Genomic DNA, 19,019 nt, shown 5'->3' on the forward strand with positions numbered 1-19,019 from the left:
CTGAAGGTGGGCCTCAATTTACCCGTTTGGAAAAGTTTTAAAAATGAATATTTTCTTGGAAGGGAAACCATACAAAGCAATCTACCGGACATCCACTGCGTCGTTTATCGCGGCGTTATGAGTTGTCGAAGCTTGAAGGAATAAAATGAAATTCAATGACGAAGAAAAGTCGGCTTTATTGGAAGTGAAGGGTGTGGGCCCCACTGTAGTAAAACGATTCGAAGAGATTGGAATCAGCTCATTCAAGGAACTAAAAAAATATAAAGCTGAGGATATTGCGGAGATGGTGGCTAGCATGCTCAATACAACTTGTTGGAAAAACAGCCCTCAAGCAATGAGAGCAATTTCCGCTGCAATAGAGCGAGCCAAGATCTAATGCCTAGCTATTTTCAATATCAAACTCATAACAAAAAGTTCAACCTGACCTTCACTGCGCTGTTTGATTTTGTGGCTTCACGCTACGCTACCACAAAAACAAACAACTCCGCTTCGGCAGATTAACTTGTCTATGAGCATTTAGAGTGTGCGTTTAATATCTCGGTAAAAATTTTCGTGAGAGCCGAGCACCATTAATTCAAGAATTAAAACCCCATCGTCATATGAATAACCCAGCAAAGCAAGCTGCTTATTCATTTTAAATTTGTGCACTCTTAAAAAAAGCAAATCACCTTTCTTTTGCTCTCCCAATAGTGGATCTTCCATTAGCTCACGAACAGTATTATCAAGATCCTTTTTTTGATTTGCTTTTAGCTTCTTAACGGCTTTTTTAAATGTGGGGGTTTGTAATACCTGGGCAACTTTAGTCAAAGTCGTAAGCCTCAAGCTTACCTGCTTCCCGCTCGGCTTTGGCTATGATCGCCTGCTTTACAAACTCATAAGGTAGTTCTGGGTTATCTTCCATCATTTCACCGATCTTAGCCCAGTGTTCTATCTGCTTCGGTGGTGTCCTGTTAAACGCTTTGGCCATAATCGTGGCCTTCTCAACCAGGTCTTGGTCAAGTCGTACACTACTTGTAGCCATAGTATGCACTCACATTGGTTAAACGTACAGCAATTGTAGCATAACGCCACATTTGTGGCTAAGCCTTAACAAGACAGTCAAGTGGAACTGCGCGGCTCCTTTTGCGGCGTTAGGGCCCTATAAAGGTCGTGCGAAGCAACCTACCGGACATCCACTAGGGCCTGTTAACACTAATTAAATACGCTCTGCTGGAGCCTGAATATTCGACCAGAAAGGCACTTTGAGCGCAGTTTAGCAAGCTAAATAAGCGATAAGTAACGTATCGGGGCGGATATTCAGGCCCAGCCCTTCGGGTTGTGCCCCTCATCCCGCTCTCTGTGTTGTTTGTCGCTTATTTGGAGCAACCAAACTGCGCTTCAAACGCCTTGAGAGCAGAATGAGGGGCGCAACAGAGTGCATTTAATTAGTGTTAACAGGCCCTAGCTACTTAAGCTCTACGCCCCGGTCTTTGCTCTCACTACTCTATTCAGCCAAACCCAAACGCGCGAGAACCACTAAATATGTATCGCGCACGCGGTATGCAATACGACAACCAGCTAAATACGCGCAAGGCACCATAAACAAGGTAACAAACGACGAGAACAGCACACCAAAGGCCAAAGACAATACCATTGGAATCAGAAACTGCGACTGCGTACTGGTTTCGAACATAATGGGTAGCAGCCCGACAAAAGTCGTCAGCGACGTTAAAACGATCGGGCGAAAGCGATTTGAGCCGGCGTTTAAAGCTGCATCAAAAGCGTTTAGGCCTTTTTCTCGCAACTGATTAATGCGCTCCATTAACACTAGATTGTCGTTGACAACCACCCCGGCACAGGCGAGAAAACCAAAAAAGGACATCATGCTGATATTGTGGCCAATTAATAGGTGGCCAAAAATCGAGCCCATAAAACCGAAGGGCACGGCAAGCACAACTAAAAACGGCTCAAAAATTGATTTATAGGCAATCGCAAATAGCGCGTAAGCAATAACAAAGGCCAGTAAAAAGTTTTTCCTAAAGGTTGCGCCAAACTCGGCTTGGGCACGGGTATTGCCATCGGCATTTAAATCCAGGCCCGGGTGCTGCTGGCGCCAGTTAGCACCGTGTTCGGTATTCATGCTTTCGACAATTTCAGTTGCGCTAAAGCCTTCAACAACATCCGCGGTAATACTAATATTGCGCACTCTATCTGTGCGCCGAATGGTACTTGCACTGGGAACTAGATGAATATCGGCAACAGCCTCTAACGGCACCTCAGCACCGCTGTCGACACGAATATACATATCGTCGAGGGTATCGAGGCTGCGACGCTGTTCTTTGGGAAAACGCAGCATCACACGAACGTCTTCTTTAGCGCGTGGAATGCGCTGAATCTCTTCGCCAAAAAATGCTTGGCGAACCTGAGTGGCGATGTCGCGTGTACTGATGCCAAGTGTCTGCGCATAGGGTTTTGCTTGAATTTCGACTTCAGTGCGCCCGGAGTCGAGATTGCTGCGCACATTCTCTACGCCCTCGTAGGCTGCCAAGGTTTTAGTAACTTGCTGCACCGCGGCCATTTGATCGGATAAATAAGGCGAGTCCATCGTCAGGTTCAACATAATATCCGGCGCCCCGCCCCCGAACGACGAAATCAGCGAGAAACTCTGCGCCTCTGGAATTGGCCCGATCAGCTCTTTTAACTTGTTTCTGACTTCAGCCGAACCCAGCGCACGTGTTTCCGATGGTGTTAAGCCAATAAAAAAGTGAATATTGTGATCCCACAAGTTGCTGCTGGATATACGCACAAACGGCTCGCCCTTGTTTTTATCAAGCAAAGCCTGATCGTTGCGCAGCAACTCTATTTGCTTGCGTATATGTTCGGCGGTATCGGTGGTGTATTTATACGGTGAACCCTCGGGGTATTTCACATCCAGCAATAAAAACGGCTGCTCAGGCTGAGGGAAAAACGATGTTTTAACCCAGCCGGCCATTAGCATCGATAGCGAAATCATAAACAACATGACAAACGCAATAATGGTACTGGCCTTGTGGTGCAAGGCCAATTCCAGCGCACGCTTGTAGCTGGTATTAGAGAAGTTCTCCATCGCCCCTGAAAATTTAGCGCGTGTCAGCTCCAGTGCTCGAAGCGCCTTAAAACGGCTTGGCTTTTCCGGCTTCATATGTGCAAGGTGCGCCGGCAAAATCAGCAACGACTCAACCAGAGAAAACAGTAAACAAAAGGTCACCACATAAAAAATTGAAATGGTAAACGGCAGCGACTCTTTCGGTACGTCGAGCATCGGCAAGAAAAAGATAATTGTACTTAACACCGCAAGAATCACCGGTGACAGTACGTTTTTAGTGCCGACTATCGCAGACTCAGTGCCTTTTAAGCCCCGGTGCTGTTTGTCGTAAATGCTTTCGCCAACGATAATGGCATCATCAACAACAATACCCAGCACCATTAAAAACGCAAACATCGACAACATATTGATCGATACATCCATGTGCGGCAATATCCACAGGGCGCCGGAAAACGCGGTGACGATGCCCACAACCACCCACATTGCCAGCTTGGGTCTTAAGAACAGCATCAAAATCAGAAAAACAAGGATCAGGCCACTGACTGCGTTGTCTTTTAACAACTGATAACGACTGTCAAATAAGTCTTTAAACGCGAGGCTCTGTTCAAGTTTTAGGCCGTGAGGTAAGTTTTTTGCAAGTTCATCTATGTAGTTTTGTGCGTTGGCATGCCCTTCAAATAATTTGGGGTCATCGCTAATTCGTACAATAAAGTTAAGACCAAAGTCGTCTTCGAAGAAAAACTCAGCATTAACTTCGGCAAGGCCATCTTTAATGGTGGCGATCTCTCCTAATCGCAGCTGCGTGCCATCGTTAAAACTGCGCACAACAATGTTAAAAAAATCATCGCCATTGTAGGCCTGTGCGCGTGTTTGAATCTGAATATCGCCGTGTTCACTGCGAATATTACCGGCCGGAACATTCAGTGATGACGCACGCACGGCCTGGGCAATTTCACTAAATGTTAAATTGTATTTACGCAGCGTATATTCCGACACTTCAAGCGCAACTTCATCGGCGATTAAACCCTGCACATCCACTTGAGAGATGCCCTCAAGCAGCGGCATTTCATCGCGCACTTTGTAGGCAAGTTTTTTATACTGCTGAGGCGACGCCTGACCGTGAATATTAAAAAAGAAAAATTCGTTGCGCGTCACCTGCTGGCTGACAATGGCGCGCTCCGCTGAGGGCGGGAAGGTATTGATCGCATCGACCCGAGTTTTAACATTATTTAATACTTCGCGAATATCGTAGCCGTCGATCACTTCAACACGTACATAGGCGCTACTTTGCCTGGACTCTGACGTTAGCTGAAAAATACCGGGGATATCGGCGATGGCCTCTTCGATGCGCACAACTATCTGCTGTTCGACTTCACTTGGCGAAGCCCCCAGATACGTCATGTTGACGTTAATTATTTGTGGCTCGCTAGTCGGGAACACTTCTTTTTTAATATTGCCCCAACCAAGATAGCCGCCAATTAATAGGCTCAGCATTAGTATATTGGCGGCAATAGGGTTTTTCGCAAACCAGCTTACAAACGCTTTCACAACTTGTCACCTGTGCGCTTGGCAAGCTCAACGCTATTTTCTGAGGGCGCCACCGATTCCGATACAAATACCGGTTCAACAACGGTGCCCGGCGAAAGCAGCGCATGTTTTTCCAGTAAAATTGGCGTATCGTCACTAAGCTCAGCGCGCAGCCAAACCTGGCCATTGTGTTTGCTCAACACCGAAACCGGGCTTAACTGCACGGTGTTATTTTTATCCAGGGTATAGAGGTTGGCGCGATTGACCAGAGTCTCTTTGGGCAAGACCAAAACCCCGTCAAGTTTTTTGCCAGAAATCTGCGCTTCAACAAACAGGCCCGGCAACAGCGGCGCCGCGTGCTGGTTTGAGAACGGTTGTTCAACTTCCGCAATAGCGTGGTACATACGCGAGCGCGTATCGACCGACGCTTCGGTTCGCGTGATATGGCCGAGCCACTGGTAGCGCTGACCGGCAATGACACCACTTAATACAACTTCGGCACGTGAGCTTATATCACTGCTGGATACGGGCAAGTGCAACAGCGCCATCTGCCTATCTGACAGCGGCAGGCGGACTTCCGCGGTCGCGGTATCGTAGACGCTGGCGATGCGCGTGCCGACAGCAATAAACTGGCCGAGGTTGACAAGCGTTTCTTTAATACGCGCATCAAACGGCAGGTGAATTTCAGTGCGCTCAATATTTAGCTTGGCAATATTGACGTCGGCCTCGGCTGCTTCGAGCTCTGCCTGGGCCTCGGCCAACTGCGGTTTGCGCAGGAACAAATCGTTGGCCTCTCGATTGCCCAAATCGCGCCACTCATTTTTTGCCTGGCGCGAGCGCCCTTTTTCTTCGGCAAGCAGGCGCTGCTTTTGACGCAGACGAGATTCTGCGCTGACCAGGGCTGCGCGATAATCTCTGTCATCAATCTTTATCAAGATTTCACCGCGATCAACAAAACGGCCATCAACAAAACTCGGGCTGACATCGACAATTTGGCCAGAAACCTGGGCGACGATATCCACTTCGCGTTTTGCAGCAACCGAGCCCTGGCTTTTAGCGCTTAAGTTGGCACTCTGCTTTACTGCACGCTTCACCGCTACTTTGGGTTTTGCAGGCTCAAGCAGTTGATCAGGGTCTGCCGTCGGCTCCACTTTTGTTGACATCACTGCAAACGAGAGCAACAGCCCAGCCCCCAAAATAGCAGCGGGTAAAAGCATTTTTTTAAACATAAGACTTACCTAGCCCCTTGATAGGGCGGGAGAAAACGGAACAAGAGCGCAGCTTGAGCGAGCGGTAGCAGCTTCGCATAAATAAATATCCCTATTAAACACCGAGCAGTAACGTTTGTTCGCAAGCAAGCTACTCGATAACGGGCACATCGTCGCCTTAGTCGATATCTGGCCATCTCAGCGGTAGTGATGGTGGCGGCCCCGAGCATCAAACTGTGGCGCTTGACACTAAGCTTCGCGGCAAACACAAACGCCAATAATACGAGCCTTCGCCAACACCACCAACAAAATTGTATGTACAGGCGTTAAACGGGCAGCATTTCACAGCTTTGCGAAACTGTTAAGGCAAATACGCTGAAGCGACAAAGAAATAAGACCAGCGGCACCTAAAGCGCTTTAAGCTCAGTTTTTAGCTCTTTCCAAAGCTTGTTATAGGCCGCCAACGCCGAGCCGGATTTAGCGTAAGAAACTAGCGGCGCTTGTTTTTTAGACATTTTTTCGGCAGCCGAGTTGTAGGGCACCCAGGTTTCGAGCATGTTGATGGCTAGCTTGTCTGCATTGGCTAAGGCATCTTTGTGTATGCCGCGGCGTAAATCAACCTGATTAAAAAAACCGAGCATCTTTTTCGGCTTTTTGTTTTTACTGTTAAAAAACGCCACTACTTCATCGACAGCGCGAATAGATAGCGGGCTTGGAATCACCGGCACCAAGACAATATCGCTGCAGCACAGCAAATACTCAACACTTGGCGATAAACTCGGTGGGCAATCGTGAAACACAAAACTCGCATATTCACTGATCGGCTCGATCAAACGATGAAACAAGCGCCGGGGTGATTTTGTCAGCTCCAGGGCAATATCTGCTTTGCGCAGGCTCAGATCCGCCGGAATCAGACTAAGGCGCGGGTACGGCGTTTTTATTTCAAGGCTGCCGACGGGCTTTTTTTGCTGTAACAGCTGAATCGACTTGTTTTTATGAGGGCCATAAGCGCCGCTAAGATACCAGGTTGAGGCCGCCTGCGGGTCCCAGTCCCACAAGACGGTGCTTTTTTTCTGCTGACTAGCCAAGTAGGCAAGATTCACAGCCGTCGTCGTTTTGCCGACCCCGCCTTTGAGGTTGTACAGGGCAATGGAGTGCATAAAAAGAATCTCTTCAGGTTTGATCAGAGCAACAACGCGGGCATGTAAGTGATATACATGCGAACTAAGCAAGGGCAGATAAGGTACGAAGCGCCACAAAATCAAGCACACAAAGCATATCACTTGACAATACATTGTATATACATAAAACTCAAAGCTCAACTCATTAATTAGAGCACTGACTATGTCTAAGATTACTAAGAAAAAAGCCAAAAAAGTTGCATTAAAGCTGGCCACCAAAGCGGTTAAAAAAGCCGATGTTAAGAAATCGCTGAAAGCCAAAAGTGTGAAAAAAGCATCAAAAGTTGCCTTGAAGCTGGTTAAAAAAGGTTCGAAGAAAAAAGCGCGTATCGCAGCAAAAAAAGTTGTGAAAAAAGTTATTAAAAAAGCAGCATAAGTATAAAAGGCGCTGCTTTGCAGCGCCTTTTAACGTACCATCGCCAAGCTTGCGCGAGCCTTAAGCCCCAATAAGCCCAACAAATAGCAGCAACGAAGCCACGCAAAGCACTAGCCCCAAGCACGAGAGGAGCCCGCCATGGTAGATAAAACAACAGCTAGCGGCAAAAAAGCCCCCCAGAAAAAGAAAAAAAACAAAGAAGCCCAGTTGGTTATCCGGCTTGAGAAAGAGCTGCGCGACAACTTTATCGCCGCATGCCAGGATATCGATACAACTGCCGCACGCGAGCTGCGCGGTTTTATCAAGAAGTTTCTAAAGCGCTATGACAAAGGTGAGTTTGACGATACCTAGCGCCTGTTAACACCATAAAAAGGCCCTAGGCTGCTGATTCTTGCGGCTATTAAGACTTAGCCAAACTGGCTAATTATCTACATTCTAATCACTTTCACAAAAGTTCAGATAATAAAACCGGGCACAGCAAGTCGAATACACAACACACACAAAGCTGTTTCAATTTGTAGCACCTGCTAAAGCTTTGTTTCTTGGCGACAGTAAACTTGCAAAAAGACCGCTAAAACCATGCATATCTTTGCCATTGAGGTATCATAAGCTCAAGCAATAACTGCCGGCTCTACAACGGAAAGATACAGGTAGTTACAGTGCGCAGAAAAACCACGCAGGCAACCGCGATAAAACAATAAATTGCGCCAAATAAACGTATCACAACAAGCGCTATTTATTAGCAGTCGTTGCGATATACATAATTGATCTAGTCGCGATAGAACTATCGTAATTATTATCAATGCTTACTACAGAGGACGTACACACATGACAGAATACGTAGTACTTGGACTACTAAGCCTGTTAATTGCCTTGAATGCCTTTTCAAGCTACAGGGCGGTGACATCTGATTACTTCGACAAAAAACAAAAAACCGCTCAGCTTGTGACGATATGGCTTATACCGCTGCTCGGTGCCCTGCTTATCTTGAGTGTCACTGGCACACCTTCGGGCAGCAAAAATTTTGCCCACCCTGATGGCAGCCAAAGTCACTCAGCTGAGCTTATGTCATTGAAACACTCAAACTTTGGCAATAGCTCATCCGACGATAACTAAAATGCTGGCCATATCTATATGGCCGATATGTTTGTGGCACATAGATTGTGCGTATAGATAAGCACATAGTGCGCCTAGACAGGCACGCGATTCCGGGCTGAAACCGGCGCCTCAGCCCGGCCCATTATCGCGCCTTGCATCGGCTCCGGTTTTATAAACGTGCTAACTCTCAACAAGGTGGTCGTGTTTGCTGCTTTTTAGCATTAAGCGCAACACAAACAGGCCCAGCATGCAGCCACCGGCAATAAATAGCAGGTCGCCGGCCATTCTTGCCCACACCAGATGAACCACTTCCGTGCTGCGAATCACCTCCGTTGAACGCGCGTACCAGTAGCCCTTCTCGAGCACTGCGCGAAACTGAATCAAACCTATCGGCAATAAAGACATAAACAACATCGCCGCCAAGCCGATATTCAAACTCCAAAACGAAAATTTCAGCAGCTTGTCGGTAAAATGATCCAGATCGAAGTGATGGCGCAAACAAATCAGCATTAAACCAATGCCGAGCATGCCATAGACACCCATAAACGCACCGTGAGCATGCGTGGCGGTGGTGTTTAAACCCTGAATATAATAGAGCGATATCGGCGGGTTAATTAAAAAGCCGAGTATGCCGGCACCAACTAAGTTCCAAAACGCCGACGCGACAAAAAACATAATCGCCCATTTATAGCGGGCCATCCACGGTGCGCGGTTGCGCATCGAATACGTTTCGTAAGCTTCAAAACCAATCAGTGTTAACGGCACAACTTCAAGCGCAGAAAAGCTTGCCCCCCAGGCAATCACCGAAGTGGGTGTGCCGACAAAATACAGGTGGTGCAAGGTGCCCAATATACCGCCGGTTAAAAAAATCGCCGTTGTCGACAACACGGCAAAACTGGCCGTCTTAGCTCGAACCAGACCTAAGCGCACAAAAATTAATGACAGTATGGCTGTTGCGAAGGTTTCAAAAAATCCTTCAACCCACAGGTGCACCACCCACCAGCGCCAGTACTCGTTAATCGCCAGGTTCTGGTGTTTGCCCACCATAAAGGCCGCGGCGTAGAAAAAACCTATGCACAAGATCGACACATAGAGCAGCAGAAAAATGGGGCGCTGTTCATCGCGCCGGCTAAAAATTGGGCGAACAGCCATTGTCACCAGTACCAGCCACAGCATCAGCCCAATAAATAAAAGAATCTGCCAGAAGCGCCCCAAATCAACGTACTCCTGGCCCTGGTGTCCAAAAAAGAAGCTGCTGTCTAAATCCAACCACTGCTGAATAGCGATGTACTCGCCGATCATCGAGCCGACCACCACCAACACCAGCGCAGCCCAGAGGATATTGACTCCCAGTTTTTGCAATGGTGCCTCGTAGCGCGACAGCGCCGTGGCGACAAATAAGCCCGTACCGAGCCAAACGGTGGCTATCCAAAATATGGCGATTTGTGTGTGCCAGGTACGCGTCAGGCTGTAGGGAAAGATTTCAGCGAGGGGAAGGCCATAAAAATCGCTGCCCTCAACACCGTAGTGCGCCGTCAGGCCGCCGAGAAAAATCTGCAATACAAATAAGCCAATGGCGGTATAAAAAAACTTATAGGTGGCTTTTTGCGACGGCAGTACGCCTTTATCCATCATGGGTCCTTGGCCGGCCCCTGCAGAGGTTCTTCTTTTAATGCGGCGTGGTACCACACCAAGGCACCGACACCGATAAGCAGCAGTACCAAACTGATAATTGACCAAAACACCGAATCCGGCGTAATCGTATTGCCTATGCTCGGGTCGTAAGGCCAGTTATTGGTATAGCTATAGTTCTCTCCGGGCCGCTCGGTCACCGCCGCCCACGCAGACCAGAAGACAAATGCGGCAAACGCTTCGCGCCGAGCCGGGTCGACAAGACTGTTGTTTTTCATCGCATAGGCATCGCGCTCTTCAGCGCTCGCCTCGTCGTCACCAAAAAGCGAGACATAGTATTGCTGCAGGGCTTTGATCGCGCGAGCGCGCTCGACACTGACCACGATCACTCCAGTGCTGGCGTCATAGCTGTTGTTGCGAATCTCGCGCCGGTAGCGATCGAGTAAGGCATCCTGTTCGGCAATTGTCAGCGCAGAAAAAGTCGAGTGGTAGAGTTCGGCGGCAACATAGTCCAGCCACAAGAGCTGCTCTTTGTGAATCCAGTCTGCGGTCCAGTCGGGCGCAACATAGGCGCCGTGCCCCCAGATACTGCCAAGTTGGTGGCCGCCCATTGAACGCCACGCGAGCTGGCCTTTGTCGATATCGCTGTCGCGAAACAGAACCTGACCGCGGCTATCGACAACCGCCGTCGGCATCGGTGGGCTCTGCTGATAAATGTCCCGCCCAACCCAGAGCAGGGTCACAAATGAAAAGACACACACAGCTACCAGCGCCGCTAGCGCGTACTTACTTCTACGATCCATGTTTTTTCCTTGTCATTAAAGCGCGCCAATTAACGCCGCTTACATTAACTTGTAAATAAATCCAGCTATCGATCGATGCAGGCATTGACCGACCTTGCCTTGCAAGATAACCCGGGCGCCACAAAGAACTTGCGCACGCACTAAGATCAAAATAAAGGCAGATTTTTTAATAATGACAGAGAATTAAGACTCAGAAAAGACGCCACCTTGAGCCCGCACGCCGAGGCCCTGCTCAAAGCGCTGAACCGGGGCATTAGGCAACTGCGCCAAAGCGGCGAGCTCAGAGCCATACTTGAAGATGCCGGTTTTTACCCCAAACGAACTCGAGGTTGGCAAGTTGTCAATAATCCCAAACGGCCGCTGCTTAAGCCGAGTTTGTATAACTGTAAATTAACCGCGCAGCACTGACATCGGCGCAACTTTTACCACCTTGCGTGTCGACAGCCAACCCACCGTTGCAATCAATAGCGCGCCAGCTAGCGGCAATACCAGCCACAACATATAAAACGGCGAATAGGCCATTGAAAAACTGCGGCTTTGCAAAAAAAACAAAGCCAGCTCATTGCCCACCAAAGCCAGAACACCGGCACAAAAACCCAGCACTGAAAATTCGATTAACAGGGTTGAGCGCAGCAAATTCTTGCTGGCGCCGAGGCTGCGTAAGATGGCGCTCTCTTTTAATCTAAGATCCAGGCTGGCCTGAATACTGGCAATCAACACCAAAATTCCCGAAAGTAAAATCAGAATAAAAATAAACTCAATCGCCTGGCTGATCTTAGCCACAATCGATCGCAATTGATTGATTGTCTGGTCAAGCTCAATCACGGTAAATGTTGGGAACTTACGTGAAAGCTGTGCCAGCAGTGGCTTATCTGCTTTATCTAAATAAAAGCTGCTAAGCCAGTTAGCGCCGTACTGAGGCCCGAGCTTTTTATTGAAGATCACAAAAAAATTCGGGTTCATCGAATCCCATTTGACTTCGCGCACACTGGCAATGCTTGCGCTAAGCTCTTGCCCGGCAAGTGTAAAACTGAGCACGTCGCCAACTTTTGCATCGAGCCCATCGGCGTAGTCCTTTTCGACAGAGATCAACAAGGGCTCGTTTTTGTCATCAAAGCTCGACCACCAGCGGCCGCTTATCAAAGTATTATCCGCGCCCATCTCAGCAGAAGACGTTAAATTCACCTCGCGCTCGTAGCGAGCTTTTTGCTCGGCATACTGTAAAACAAGCTCTTTGGCATCAACGCCATTGACGGCAACAATGCGCCCGCGTGTCATCGGGTAAAAAGGGCTGTAATCAATACCGTTCGTATCAAAAAAACCTTGTACTTCGGGTAATTGTTCGGCTTGCATATTAAATACAAAATGATTGGCCGCCCGCTCCGGCAGCTGCGCCTGCCACTTGTTAATCAGCTCTGTGCGCACACTAAATAGCAGTGCGATTAGCATCAACAAACTGGCAAATACGCCCATTTGAGTTGCATTCATATGGCGGTGGCGCTGCAGGTTATTAAGCCCCAGGCGCCAGCCCGAGCCCAGGCGCGCCGCCGCCAGCTGGCTGCTTTTTATCAATAGGCTAGAAAGCAACCACAGCATTAACAAAGCGCCCAGCGCGGCAATTAACAGAGCCAGGGTCAACTGCACATCGCCACTGTAAAAATAAATAAGCAGCAACACAGCCAAACTGGCGATAACCAAAGCCGCGCGATTGCCGAGCCCGGTTGCCAACGCCGAGTTTAATACTGTCGCCGGGCTGATTTTCCGCAGCGCTAAAATCGGCGGCGCCGCAAACGCCGCCAGCGCAACAAAACCGGTGACAAGGCCGGTGCCATAAGCCGACCACGACGGCGGCGCCGCTTCGCCCTGAATTAAATCTTTCAGCGCGGCCAGAATAAGCCAGTGCATGGCCCAGCCAAATAGCGAGCCGAGCAGCATAGCAACAAGCGCAACCGCAGCGAGCATCAGCATAAACAGCGCGCTGATATGCGCAGGTTTAAGGCCAAAGGTTTTTAACAACGCCACCGTTTTAAACTGCGCCAACGCGTAGCGCCGCGCAGCCAGGGCAATCGCCGCACAGCCGAGCAGCACCCCTAGGCTGCCGGCCAGCAGCAAAAATTTCTCGGCCCGGGCCAGCGCCTGGGACACACTGCGGTTGCTCTGGTCGGCCGCCAACCAGCGCCGATGCGGGCCGAGTTCACTGGCCACACTCGCCTTTAAATCGGCAAGCGCGGTTTGATCACCAGCGAGCATCAGGTTGTAATTGATGCGGCTACCCTGCTGAATCACTTCGGTGGCTTCAACATCGGCCATCGCCATCATTGCCCTCGGCGCCACGCCAAAAAAACTCTGGCCCTGATCGGGCTCGCGCTGAATAAGCGCACTAAACAGTAATTCGGCTTCGCCGACAGCAAGCATTGCTCCGGGCTCAACACCGAGCGCAGCGGCCAACCTCGGCGCCAACCACAGCTCTCCGGGCGCCGGCCCGTGCTGCACCGCTTTGCCTGCTTGCCAGCCCTGCTGGCTTATCTCTAGCGCACCGAGTAGCGGAAAATCGGGCGTCACCGCTTTAACCTGGGCCAGCGCCATGCCCGTATCCGAGAACACCATGCTCGAGAAATCGACGCTGCTGGCTGTGCGCAGGCCTAGCTCCGTCGCCCGCTCGCCCCAGGCTGGCGGCGCCGGCAATGAACCTAGCACACTCGCATCGGCGGCCATAAACACCGCCGCTTCGTGATAAATGCTGTTGTGAATACGGGAATTAAACAGGCTGATGCTGCTGACCGTCGCCACCGCCAGCAGCGACGACAACAGCAGCAAACTCAAACCGCCGCCGCGCCAGTCGCGCAGCATTAACTTAAAGGCCAACAGCAATAAATTAACGGATACTCGACTGTGCTGGCTCATCGGCAATGTTCACTCAACTGGCCTGCGTGCATGGTCAACTGGCGCTGACAGCGCTCGGCCAACTCGGCGCTGTGAGTCACCAGCACCAGTGTTGTGTCGCTCTCTGCATTCATCGAAAACAACAGTTCGGTAATTAAGGCACCGGTCTCAGCATCTAAATTACCAGTGGGCTCATCGGCAAAAATAATCGGCGCCTCACAGGCAAAAGCTCTGGCCAGAGCGATGCGCTGCTGCTCGCCACCACTTAGCTGGCGCGGATAGTGCTGGGCGCGCAATTTAAGGCCAACGCGCTCTAAGTAGCTCGCGGCCTTTTTTTCTGCTTGCTTATCCCCTTTAACTTCAAGCGGTAACATAATATTCTCAAGCGCGGTTAAGCTCTCGAGCAGCTGGAAGTTTTGAAAAACAAAAGCGACATAGTCGCGGCGAATAGTCGAGCGCGCCTCTTCATCCAGCGCACTGATGCTCGTATTATTAATGGTGAGCTCGCCGGAGCTCGGCACATCCAAACCTGCGAGCATGCCGAGCAAGGTTGTCTTGCCCGACCCCGAGGCGCCGACAATCGCAACCGTCTCGCCTTTGTGAATATCTAAATTGATATTTTTGAGAATCTGCAACTGGCCGCCATGTACCGCAACACTGTGACTAACATCAGAAGCTTTGATCATGAATTGTATTAACCCGACTTATCAACTAGCTGTTTATTTCGCAAAAGCACCTAAGCGGCTTTCGCTGCAGCTACTAAGCATACTTGTTTTTTTGCTATTTGGATCAGCCGGGCACGCGTTTGAGGCAAGCGGCCCAAAAAGCCCGGCCGTTGACAGCAGCGCCAGCGTAGAGGCCCCGCGCCTATTAATACTCGGCGACAGCCTAAGCGCCGCTTACAAATTACCCAAAGAACAGGGCTGGGTGGAACTGCTTGGCGACAAGTTCAACGCCGAAGGTCTGCAAGTGGATGTGCACAATGCGTCAGTCAGCGGTATGGCGACCGCCGGCGGCTTAAAGCTGCTGCCGAACCTTATCAAACAACAACCCGGCTTTGTTATCATCGAGCTCGGCGCCAACGACGGCCTGCAGGGCAAATCCATCGCCTATATCAGACAAAACCTCGAGCAACTTGTTAAGCTCGCGCAGCAAAGCGGCGCCCAGGTGATGCTGGTCGGCATACAGCTGCCGCCCAATATGGGCCGGCGCTACACCGAACCATTTTTTGCACTCTACGCCGATACGGCAAAAAAATACGATACCGCGCTGGTACCGTTTTTACTTGAAGGTGTCGCAGGCCACCGCGCTTATATGATGGCCGACGGCCTGCATCCCAACGCCAAAGGCCAGGAAAAAATTGCCGAGCAGATGTATTTAGCGATAAAAAGCTGGCTGTTTTAGCAGCCTTGCGCCGTGCCCACCCAACCAAGAAGCGGCTGTCACTTAACAGGCCGGCGCCGGTCAAGCGTGATCGCCCACTACACCACCGGCCGGCGCCGATAAAAAATCAAGTTAGGCAGCGCTAAACCAACAGCGAGCGCAGCGATAATCGAGGTGCCGGTAATAAAGTTTTCGGCAAAAATTTTCCACAGTTCAATTGAAAAGCCGACGTGGTTAATCTCAACAATGGCAATCATTGCCTTGTATACGTACACCCCCGGCACCATTGGAATCATCGCCGCCACGGTAAAAATACCGGCCGGAACATGTAATTTTTTTGACCAGTAAATACCGATAAGGCCAACCGTTGTTGAACCGGCGAGCGTCGCCCACTCGATCTGTATGCCCTGCTGCAACAACAGCATGCGCAAGCCGTGAGCGATGGCGCCGCCGAGCGCGCAGTAAGGCAAATATTTGGGTGGCACATTAAAAACCATGGCAAAACCCACGGCCGGAATCGCGGCAAAAAACATATCGTTTAACAGCGCTAAAACTAGAGCCATGTCCAAACTCCCGTGAAGGTTGTTGCTGTAATAATACCGATCGATGTTGCCAAGCCGAGCAAGGTCGCAAAAATCCAGCGCGCAATGCCCATATTGACGTAACCGTTGACCATGTCGGAGATGGCGTTAATTAACGGAAAGCCCGGCACCAGCATCAGTACTGAACTTGCCATCGCCAGGGTCGGGTTGTTGCCAAACTGAAACAGCTCGGCCTGAGCTGCAATTAAGCTGGTCACAAAGGCCGTCAGGCCAAAATTTAACAGCGGGTTAAAATGCCGGTGGGCAATTTCCTGGCGCACAAACATGCCCGCGGCTGAAGCAACAAAGGTCCAGGCAAATAAAAGCCAATCGCCACCGGCCAAACGACAAAACGATGCGCACGACAGGCCGATCATCACGATCACCAACCAGCGGTTGTGCTTGTACGGCTCGATAGACTCAAGCCGCTGTTTAACCTGCCCGGCGCTTAACCGCTGCTGTTCAGCGGCGATCACCAACTGCTGAATTTCACTGACAACATGCATATTGATGCCGCGGTCGGGGCAGCGCCTGGCGGTGGTTACACAAAAGCCATCGACCAGGGTCGTCACCACCATTGAGCTCGCCGACAGCGATATTTCAACACTGTGCAAGCCCATCGCCCGCCCGAGCCTGCAGCTTAAGCTATTCACCATCGAACTCTCTGCACCGTGCTGCAACAACATCTGCCCGGTTTTCACTACCAGCCGCGAAATTTCGCGCTGCTGTTCTTCCTGGATAACGCAGGACATCAATTCCACCTTTGCTCCAATGCACACTAAAACAAACAAGACGTATAAACGGCGCCGCGCCGCAAACGCGCAGCTCGGCCGCGGTTTAGCCGTTAAGTTAAGGCCCTCAGGCACAGGCGCCCTATTTTAAAGCCAGGCTCGTGTCCGTATTTTGATGCGTGCGAAGTTTTTCCAAACGCCACAGAAGTGCTTACAGATAGGAAGCGGATAACTATCAAAAGAAATATTCAACCCATAGGTTGACTAATTAAAATTGGCGAGTATATTAAACCTTATGGTTGAACAAGACACTCAAGCACTATCTGATTTATTAAAAGCGGTTAGTGATGCTACCCGCCGCTCGCTGCTGACTTATTTAAGTCAACACGGGCCAACACGGGTAACAGACCTGGCAGCACTTTACGATATGTCGCTCAACGCCTGCTCCAAGCATATAAAAGTGCTGGAAAAGTCGGGCCTGGTCTCGCGGACAACCATAGGCCGAAGTCACCTTATCGAGGCTAAGCTTGGCACCATCAAACCCGTACAGGCCTGGTTGGACGAGCTGAGCTCGATCTGGGAACTTCGTTTAAACAAGCTCAATGACATCTTGGCAGCAGGAGAAAAGCACGATGACTGACTTACGTCTCGATGTAACAAAAACCATCCACGCTCCGATAGAAAAAGTATTTGATGCGTGGTTAGACCCTGAACGACTAAAACAATTTATGATGCCCGCGGCCAATATGCCGCAGCCCGAAGTCAGTAACGACGCAAGAAAAGGCGGGAAATTCAGCATCATTATGCACGTGGGTGAAAACAAAGTGGCGCACACCGGTGAATACCTTGAACTTGATCGACCGAGCAAATTGGTGTTCAGCTGGAACTCACCGTGCTCCGCTGAAGGCAGCACCGTAAGTATTTATTTCAAGCAGCTCGACAGCGAAAATACTGAAGTAAAACTCAGTCACGTGAAATTTATAGACAAGCAAACCCAGCAGGATCATCACAATGGCTGGCAGCGTATTCTCGGCCATCTCGATGAGCTCTGTCACTGCGCCGTAGCTTGATTTAAGGCGTTTAATGTAAGCGGTTTTAATTGGTCTGGGCGCTAGTGTTTGCCGCCTACACCGCGTGCCCAACAGGAGCCTTGTATCTTTGATGTGAACCTGTTGGGCTTTTTAGAGCGGGGCTGGTGAGGATAAATCGAGCTAAATCAGGCTAAGTGGGCTAGCCGGGCCAACGCGGCAAATTAAACACCTAAAGGTGCAATACCGCCGCGTTCAAGGCTCACTAAGAGAAAGCCACTTAAGTCTTTAACGATTAGTTAAGCTCAGCACCATCAGCACTTTGCACAAAAACCTGCTGGCGCAAGTTTTCGAGCTCCGAGGCCGTAAGCTCGATATTTTTATGCTGCATAAAATTGGTAAATATCTTTGGCGTTTTACTTGCCAGACGTATATCCGTATCGCGATCAAAAAACTGAATGCCGCCAGGGCTTGCAAAGAACAGTTCAGCTACCTCGCTATTTAACGGGCTTTGATCAAATGCCGCGTCGCGGCGCGAGGGAATACGCACCAAACTTTTACTAAAGCGGTTTTGAAATTTTTTGGAGCTGATATATACGATCAAACGCTCAAGTTCAGCGCTCATCTCAGTGTAAGAAGGCACCACAAATACATTAGTTGGGTTAACTGTATAAGCCGGGATGCCCTCGGTAATTTGGGGAAATGGCGCCACCGAAATATCGCGCTGCTGACTAAAGCTCATAAACTGCGGCACACCTTCACTTAAGGTAAAGACACTTTTGCCGCTAACAACCCGAGGAAAAGAATCCCACAGGCTTAGGCGTGCGTAATTCTGATTAAAGCAGCGTGCATCTAATAGTTGTTTCCAGTGCGCGAGGGTATTTTTTACACGCTCATCCTGAAAGCTGACTTTGCCATCGAGCAGTTCGCGGTGAAACTTTAAACCGTTTAAACGCAAATTGAGATAATCAAACCACGCGTGGGTTGCCCACTCTGTATTTACCGCACCAAAAGCAAAAGTATCGAGACCACGCTCGCGCAGGGTCGCGCAGGTTTGTTTGAGCTCGGCCCAATTTGTAGGCACCGCTAAACCGAGCTCCCTCAGACGCTTTTTGTTGTAATACATCGACCACAGCAAAGTGGTTGCCGGCACCGCGTAAATATGCCCACCGTAGCTGATTGCTCCTTTGCTGGCCGCGGTAAAATGCTGATCTAAGCCGTGTTTTTGCCACAGCTTATCAAGCACGTGCAACTGGCCGCTTTGAGCATAACGAGCGATGCGCTGGCCACCGTACCAGTAAACAAGGTCGGGGCCGTAACCGCGCTCAAACCACTGCTGCACCCTATCGCCATAGGCCTCAATGCCGCGATAAACAACCAGGTTCAGTTTGATGTTTGCATTGGCCTTATCAAACTCGTGAAACAGGGATTCAATTTCCCAGCGATGCTTGCCGCCATCGATATAAACAGCCACCTCTAGTGCCTTGCCAGCTTTAGCAGCGCCTAAGCACAGCGGCGACAGAG

20 protein-coding genes are annotated in these 19,019 nt (G+C 50.0%); 8 read left to right on the forward strand and 12 right to left on the reverse strand.

The features are described 5' to 3' along the window. The first annotated feature begins 145 nt into the window (after window positions 1-145). The gene (locus tag CFK45_RS17060; protein WP_096087660.1) at window positions 146-376 is read left to right on the forward strand and encodes a hypothetical protein; all 231 of its coding nucleotides are present in this window, start codon (window positions 146-148) and stop codon (window positions 374-376) included. Window positions 377-516: 140 nt separating this feature from the next. Here CFK45_RS17060 and CFK45_RS17065 read toward each other — a convergent pair whose 3' ends face one another. The 5 genes from CFK45_RS17065 to CFK45_RS17085 form a co-directional block, all read right to left on the reverse strand. Next, the gene (locus tag CFK45_RS17065; protein WP_096087661.1) at window positions 517-807 is read right to left on the reverse strand and encodes a type II toxin-antitoxin system RelE/ParE family toxin; all 291 of its coding nucleotides are present in this window, start codon (window positions 805-807) and stop codon (window positions 517-519) included. After that, entirely contained in the window at window positions 800-1,021 is a 222-nt protein-coding gene (locus tag CFK45_RS17070) for a TA system antitoxin ParD family protein (protein ID WP_096087662.1), read from the reverse strand. Before CFK45_RS17070 ends, CFK45_RS17065 begins: the two co-directional genes overlap by 8 nt. Window positions 1,022-1,483: 462 nt before the next feature. Beyond that, window positions 1,484-4,612, reverse strand: coding sequence for an efflux RND transporter permease subunit (locus CFK45_RS17075; RefSeq protein ID WP_096087663.1), 3,129 nt, complete (start codon window positions 4,610-4,612; stop codon window positions 1,484-1,486). Next, window positions 4,609-5,820: an efflux RND transporter periplasmic adaptor subunit gene (locus CFK45_RS17080; protein WP_096087664.1), complete on the reverse strand. Its 1,212-nt coding sequence runs from the start codon at window positions 5,818-5,820 to the stop codon at window positions 4,609-4,611. The genes CFK45_RS17075 and CFK45_RS17080 overlap by 4 nt, the downstream gene beginning before the upstream one ends. A 386-nt stretch (window positions 5,821-6,206) precedes the next feature. Next, window positions 6,207-6,959 carry a ParA family protein gene (locus CFK45_RS17085; protein WP_096087702.1) on the reverse strand — a complete coding sequence of 251 codons (753 nt, stop codon included), beginning with the start codon at window positions 6,957-6,959 and terminating at the stop codon, window positions 6,207-6,209. A gap of 184 nt (window positions 6,960-7,143) precedes the next feature. Here CFK45_RS17085 and CFK45_RS17090 point away from each other — a divergent pair, with 184 nt between their 5' ends. The 3 genes from CFK45_RS17090 to CFK45_RS17100 all read left to right on the forward strand — a co-directional run bounded on the left by CFK45_RS17090 (window position 7,144) and on the right by CFK45_RS17100 (window position 8,472). Then, window positions 7,144-7,356 (forward strand): hypothetical protein, encoded by a 213-nt coding sequence (locus CFK45_RS17090; protein ID WP_096087665.1) that lies wholly within the window; start codon window positions 7,144-7,146, stop codon window positions 7,354-7,356. Window positions 7,357-7,494: 138 nt separating this feature from the next. Next, a complete protein-coding gene (locus tag CFK45_RS17095; RefSeq protein ID WP_096087666.1) occupies window positions 7,495-7,707 on the forward strand; it encodes a hypothetical protein in 213 nt (70 codons plus the stop codon). Between the two features lie 477 nt (window positions 7,708-8,184). After that, window positions 8,185-8,472 (forward strand): hypothetical protein, encoded by a 288-nt coding sequence (locus CFK45_RS17100; RefSeq protein ID WP_143247631.1) that lies wholly within the window; start codon window positions 8,185-8,187, stop codon window positions 8,470-8,472. A gap of 162 nt (window positions 8,473-8,634) precedes the next feature. On the opposite strand, the gene CFK45_RS18640 is transcribed toward CFK45_RS17100, so the two are convergent. Further along, a complete protein-coding gene (locus CFK45_RS18640; RefSeq protein WP_204378501.1) occupies window positions 8,635-10,089 on the reverse strand; it encodes a cbb3-type cytochrome c oxidase subunit I in 1,455 nt (484 codons plus the stop codon). After that, the gene (locus tag CFK45_RS18645; RefSeq protein ID WP_204378502.1) at window positions 10,086-10,889 is read right to left on the reverse strand and encodes a nitric oxide reductase; all 804 of its coding nucleotides are present in this window, start codon (window positions 10,887-10,889) and stop codon (window positions 10,086-10,088) included. Before CFK45_RS18645 ends, CFK45_RS18640 begins: the two co-directional genes overlap by 4 nt. Before the next feature lie 207 nt (window positions 10,890-11,096). Here CFK45_RS18645 and CFK45_RS17110 point away from each other — a divergent pair, with 207 nt between their 5' ends. Continuing rightward, the gene (locus CFK45_RS17110; RefSeq protein WP_096087668.1) at window positions 11,097-11,297 is read left to right on the forward strand and encodes a hypothetical protein; all 201 of its coding nucleotides are present in this window, start codon (window positions 11,097-11,099) and stop codon (window positions 11,295-11,297) included. Here the strand turns inward: CFK45_RS17110 and CFK45_RS17115 are convergent. After that, complete coding sequence (locus tag CFK45_RS17115; RefSeq protein ID WP_096087669.1) at window positions 11,280-13,793, reverse strand: ABC transporter permease; 2,514 nt, start codon at window positions 13,791-13,793, stop codon at window positions 11,280-11,282. The two genes, CFK45_RS17110 and CFK45_RS17115, sit on opposite strands and share 18 nt — an antisense overlap. Further along, window positions 13,790-14,458 (reverse strand): ABC transporter ATP-binding protein, encoded by a 669-nt coding sequence (locus CFK45_RS17120; RefSeq protein ID WP_096087670.1) that lies wholly within the window; start codon window positions 14,456-14,458, stop codon window positions 13,790-13,792. The genes CFK45_RS17115 and CFK45_RS17120 overlap by 4 nt, the downstream gene beginning before the upstream one ends. 91 nt (window positions 14,459-14,549) lie before the next feature. On the opposite strand from CFK45_RS17120, the gene CFK45_RS17125 reads away from it, so the two are divergent. After that, window positions 14,550-15,176 carry an arylesterase gene (locus tag CFK45_RS17125; protein WP_204378503.1) on the forward strand — a complete coding sequence of 209 codons (627 nt, stop codon included), beginning with the start codon at window positions 14,550-14,552 and terminating at the stop codon, window positions 15,174-15,176. 77 nt (window positions 15,177-15,253) lie between these two features. On the opposite strand, the gene CFK45_RS17130 is transcribed toward CFK45_RS17125, so the two are convergent. Next, a complete protein-coding gene (locus tag CFK45_RS17130; protein WP_096087672.1) occupies window positions 15,254-15,718 on the reverse strand; it encodes a threonine/serine exporter family protein in 465 nt (154 codons plus the stop codon). Further along, window positions 15,709-16,488 carry a threonine/serine exporter family protein gene (locus tag CFK45_RS17135; RefSeq protein ID WP_096087703.1) on the reverse strand — a complete coding sequence of 260 codons (780 nt, stop codon included), beginning with the start codon at window positions 16,486-16,488 and terminating at the stop codon, window positions 15,709-15,711. The genes CFK45_RS17130 and CFK45_RS17135 overlap by 10 nt, the downstream gene beginning before the upstream one ends. A gap of 274 nt (window positions 16,489-16,762) precedes the next feature. Here CFK45_RS17135 and CFK45_RS17140 point away from each other — a divergent pair, with 274 nt between their 5' ends. After that, window positions 16,763-17,107, forward strand: a complete 345-nt coding sequence (locus CFK45_RS17140; RefSeq protein ID WP_096087673.1) for an ArsR/SmtB family transcription factor — start codon at window positions 16,763-16,765, stop codon at window positions 17,105-17,107. Then, window positions 17,100-17,537, forward strand: coding sequence for an SRPBCC family protein (locus CFK45_RS17145; protein WP_158224745.1), 438 nt, complete (start codon window positions 17,100-17,102; stop codon window positions 17,535-17,537). The genes CFK45_RS17140 and CFK45_RS17145 overlap by 8 nt, the downstream gene beginning before the upstream one ends. A gap of 253 nt (window positions 17,538-17,790) precedes the next feature. On the opposite strand, the gene CFK45_RS17150 is transcribed toward CFK45_RS17145, so the two are convergent. Continuing rightward, window positions 17,791-18,969 carry an ABC transporter substrate-binding protein gene (locus tag CFK45_RS17150; protein ID WP_158224746.1) on the reverse strand — a complete coding sequence of 393 codons (1,179 nt, stop codon included), beginning with the start codon at window positions 18,967-18,969 and terminating at the stop codon, window positions 17,791-17,793. Window positions 18,970-19,019: the final 50 nt, after the last annotated feature.

Origin of the sequence: Agaribacterium haliotis (assembly GCF_002312815.1) — a bacterium.
Classification (GTDB): Bacteria; Pseudomonadota; Gammaproteobacteria; order Pseudomonadales; family Cellvibrionaceae; genus Agaribacterium; species Agaribacterium haliotis.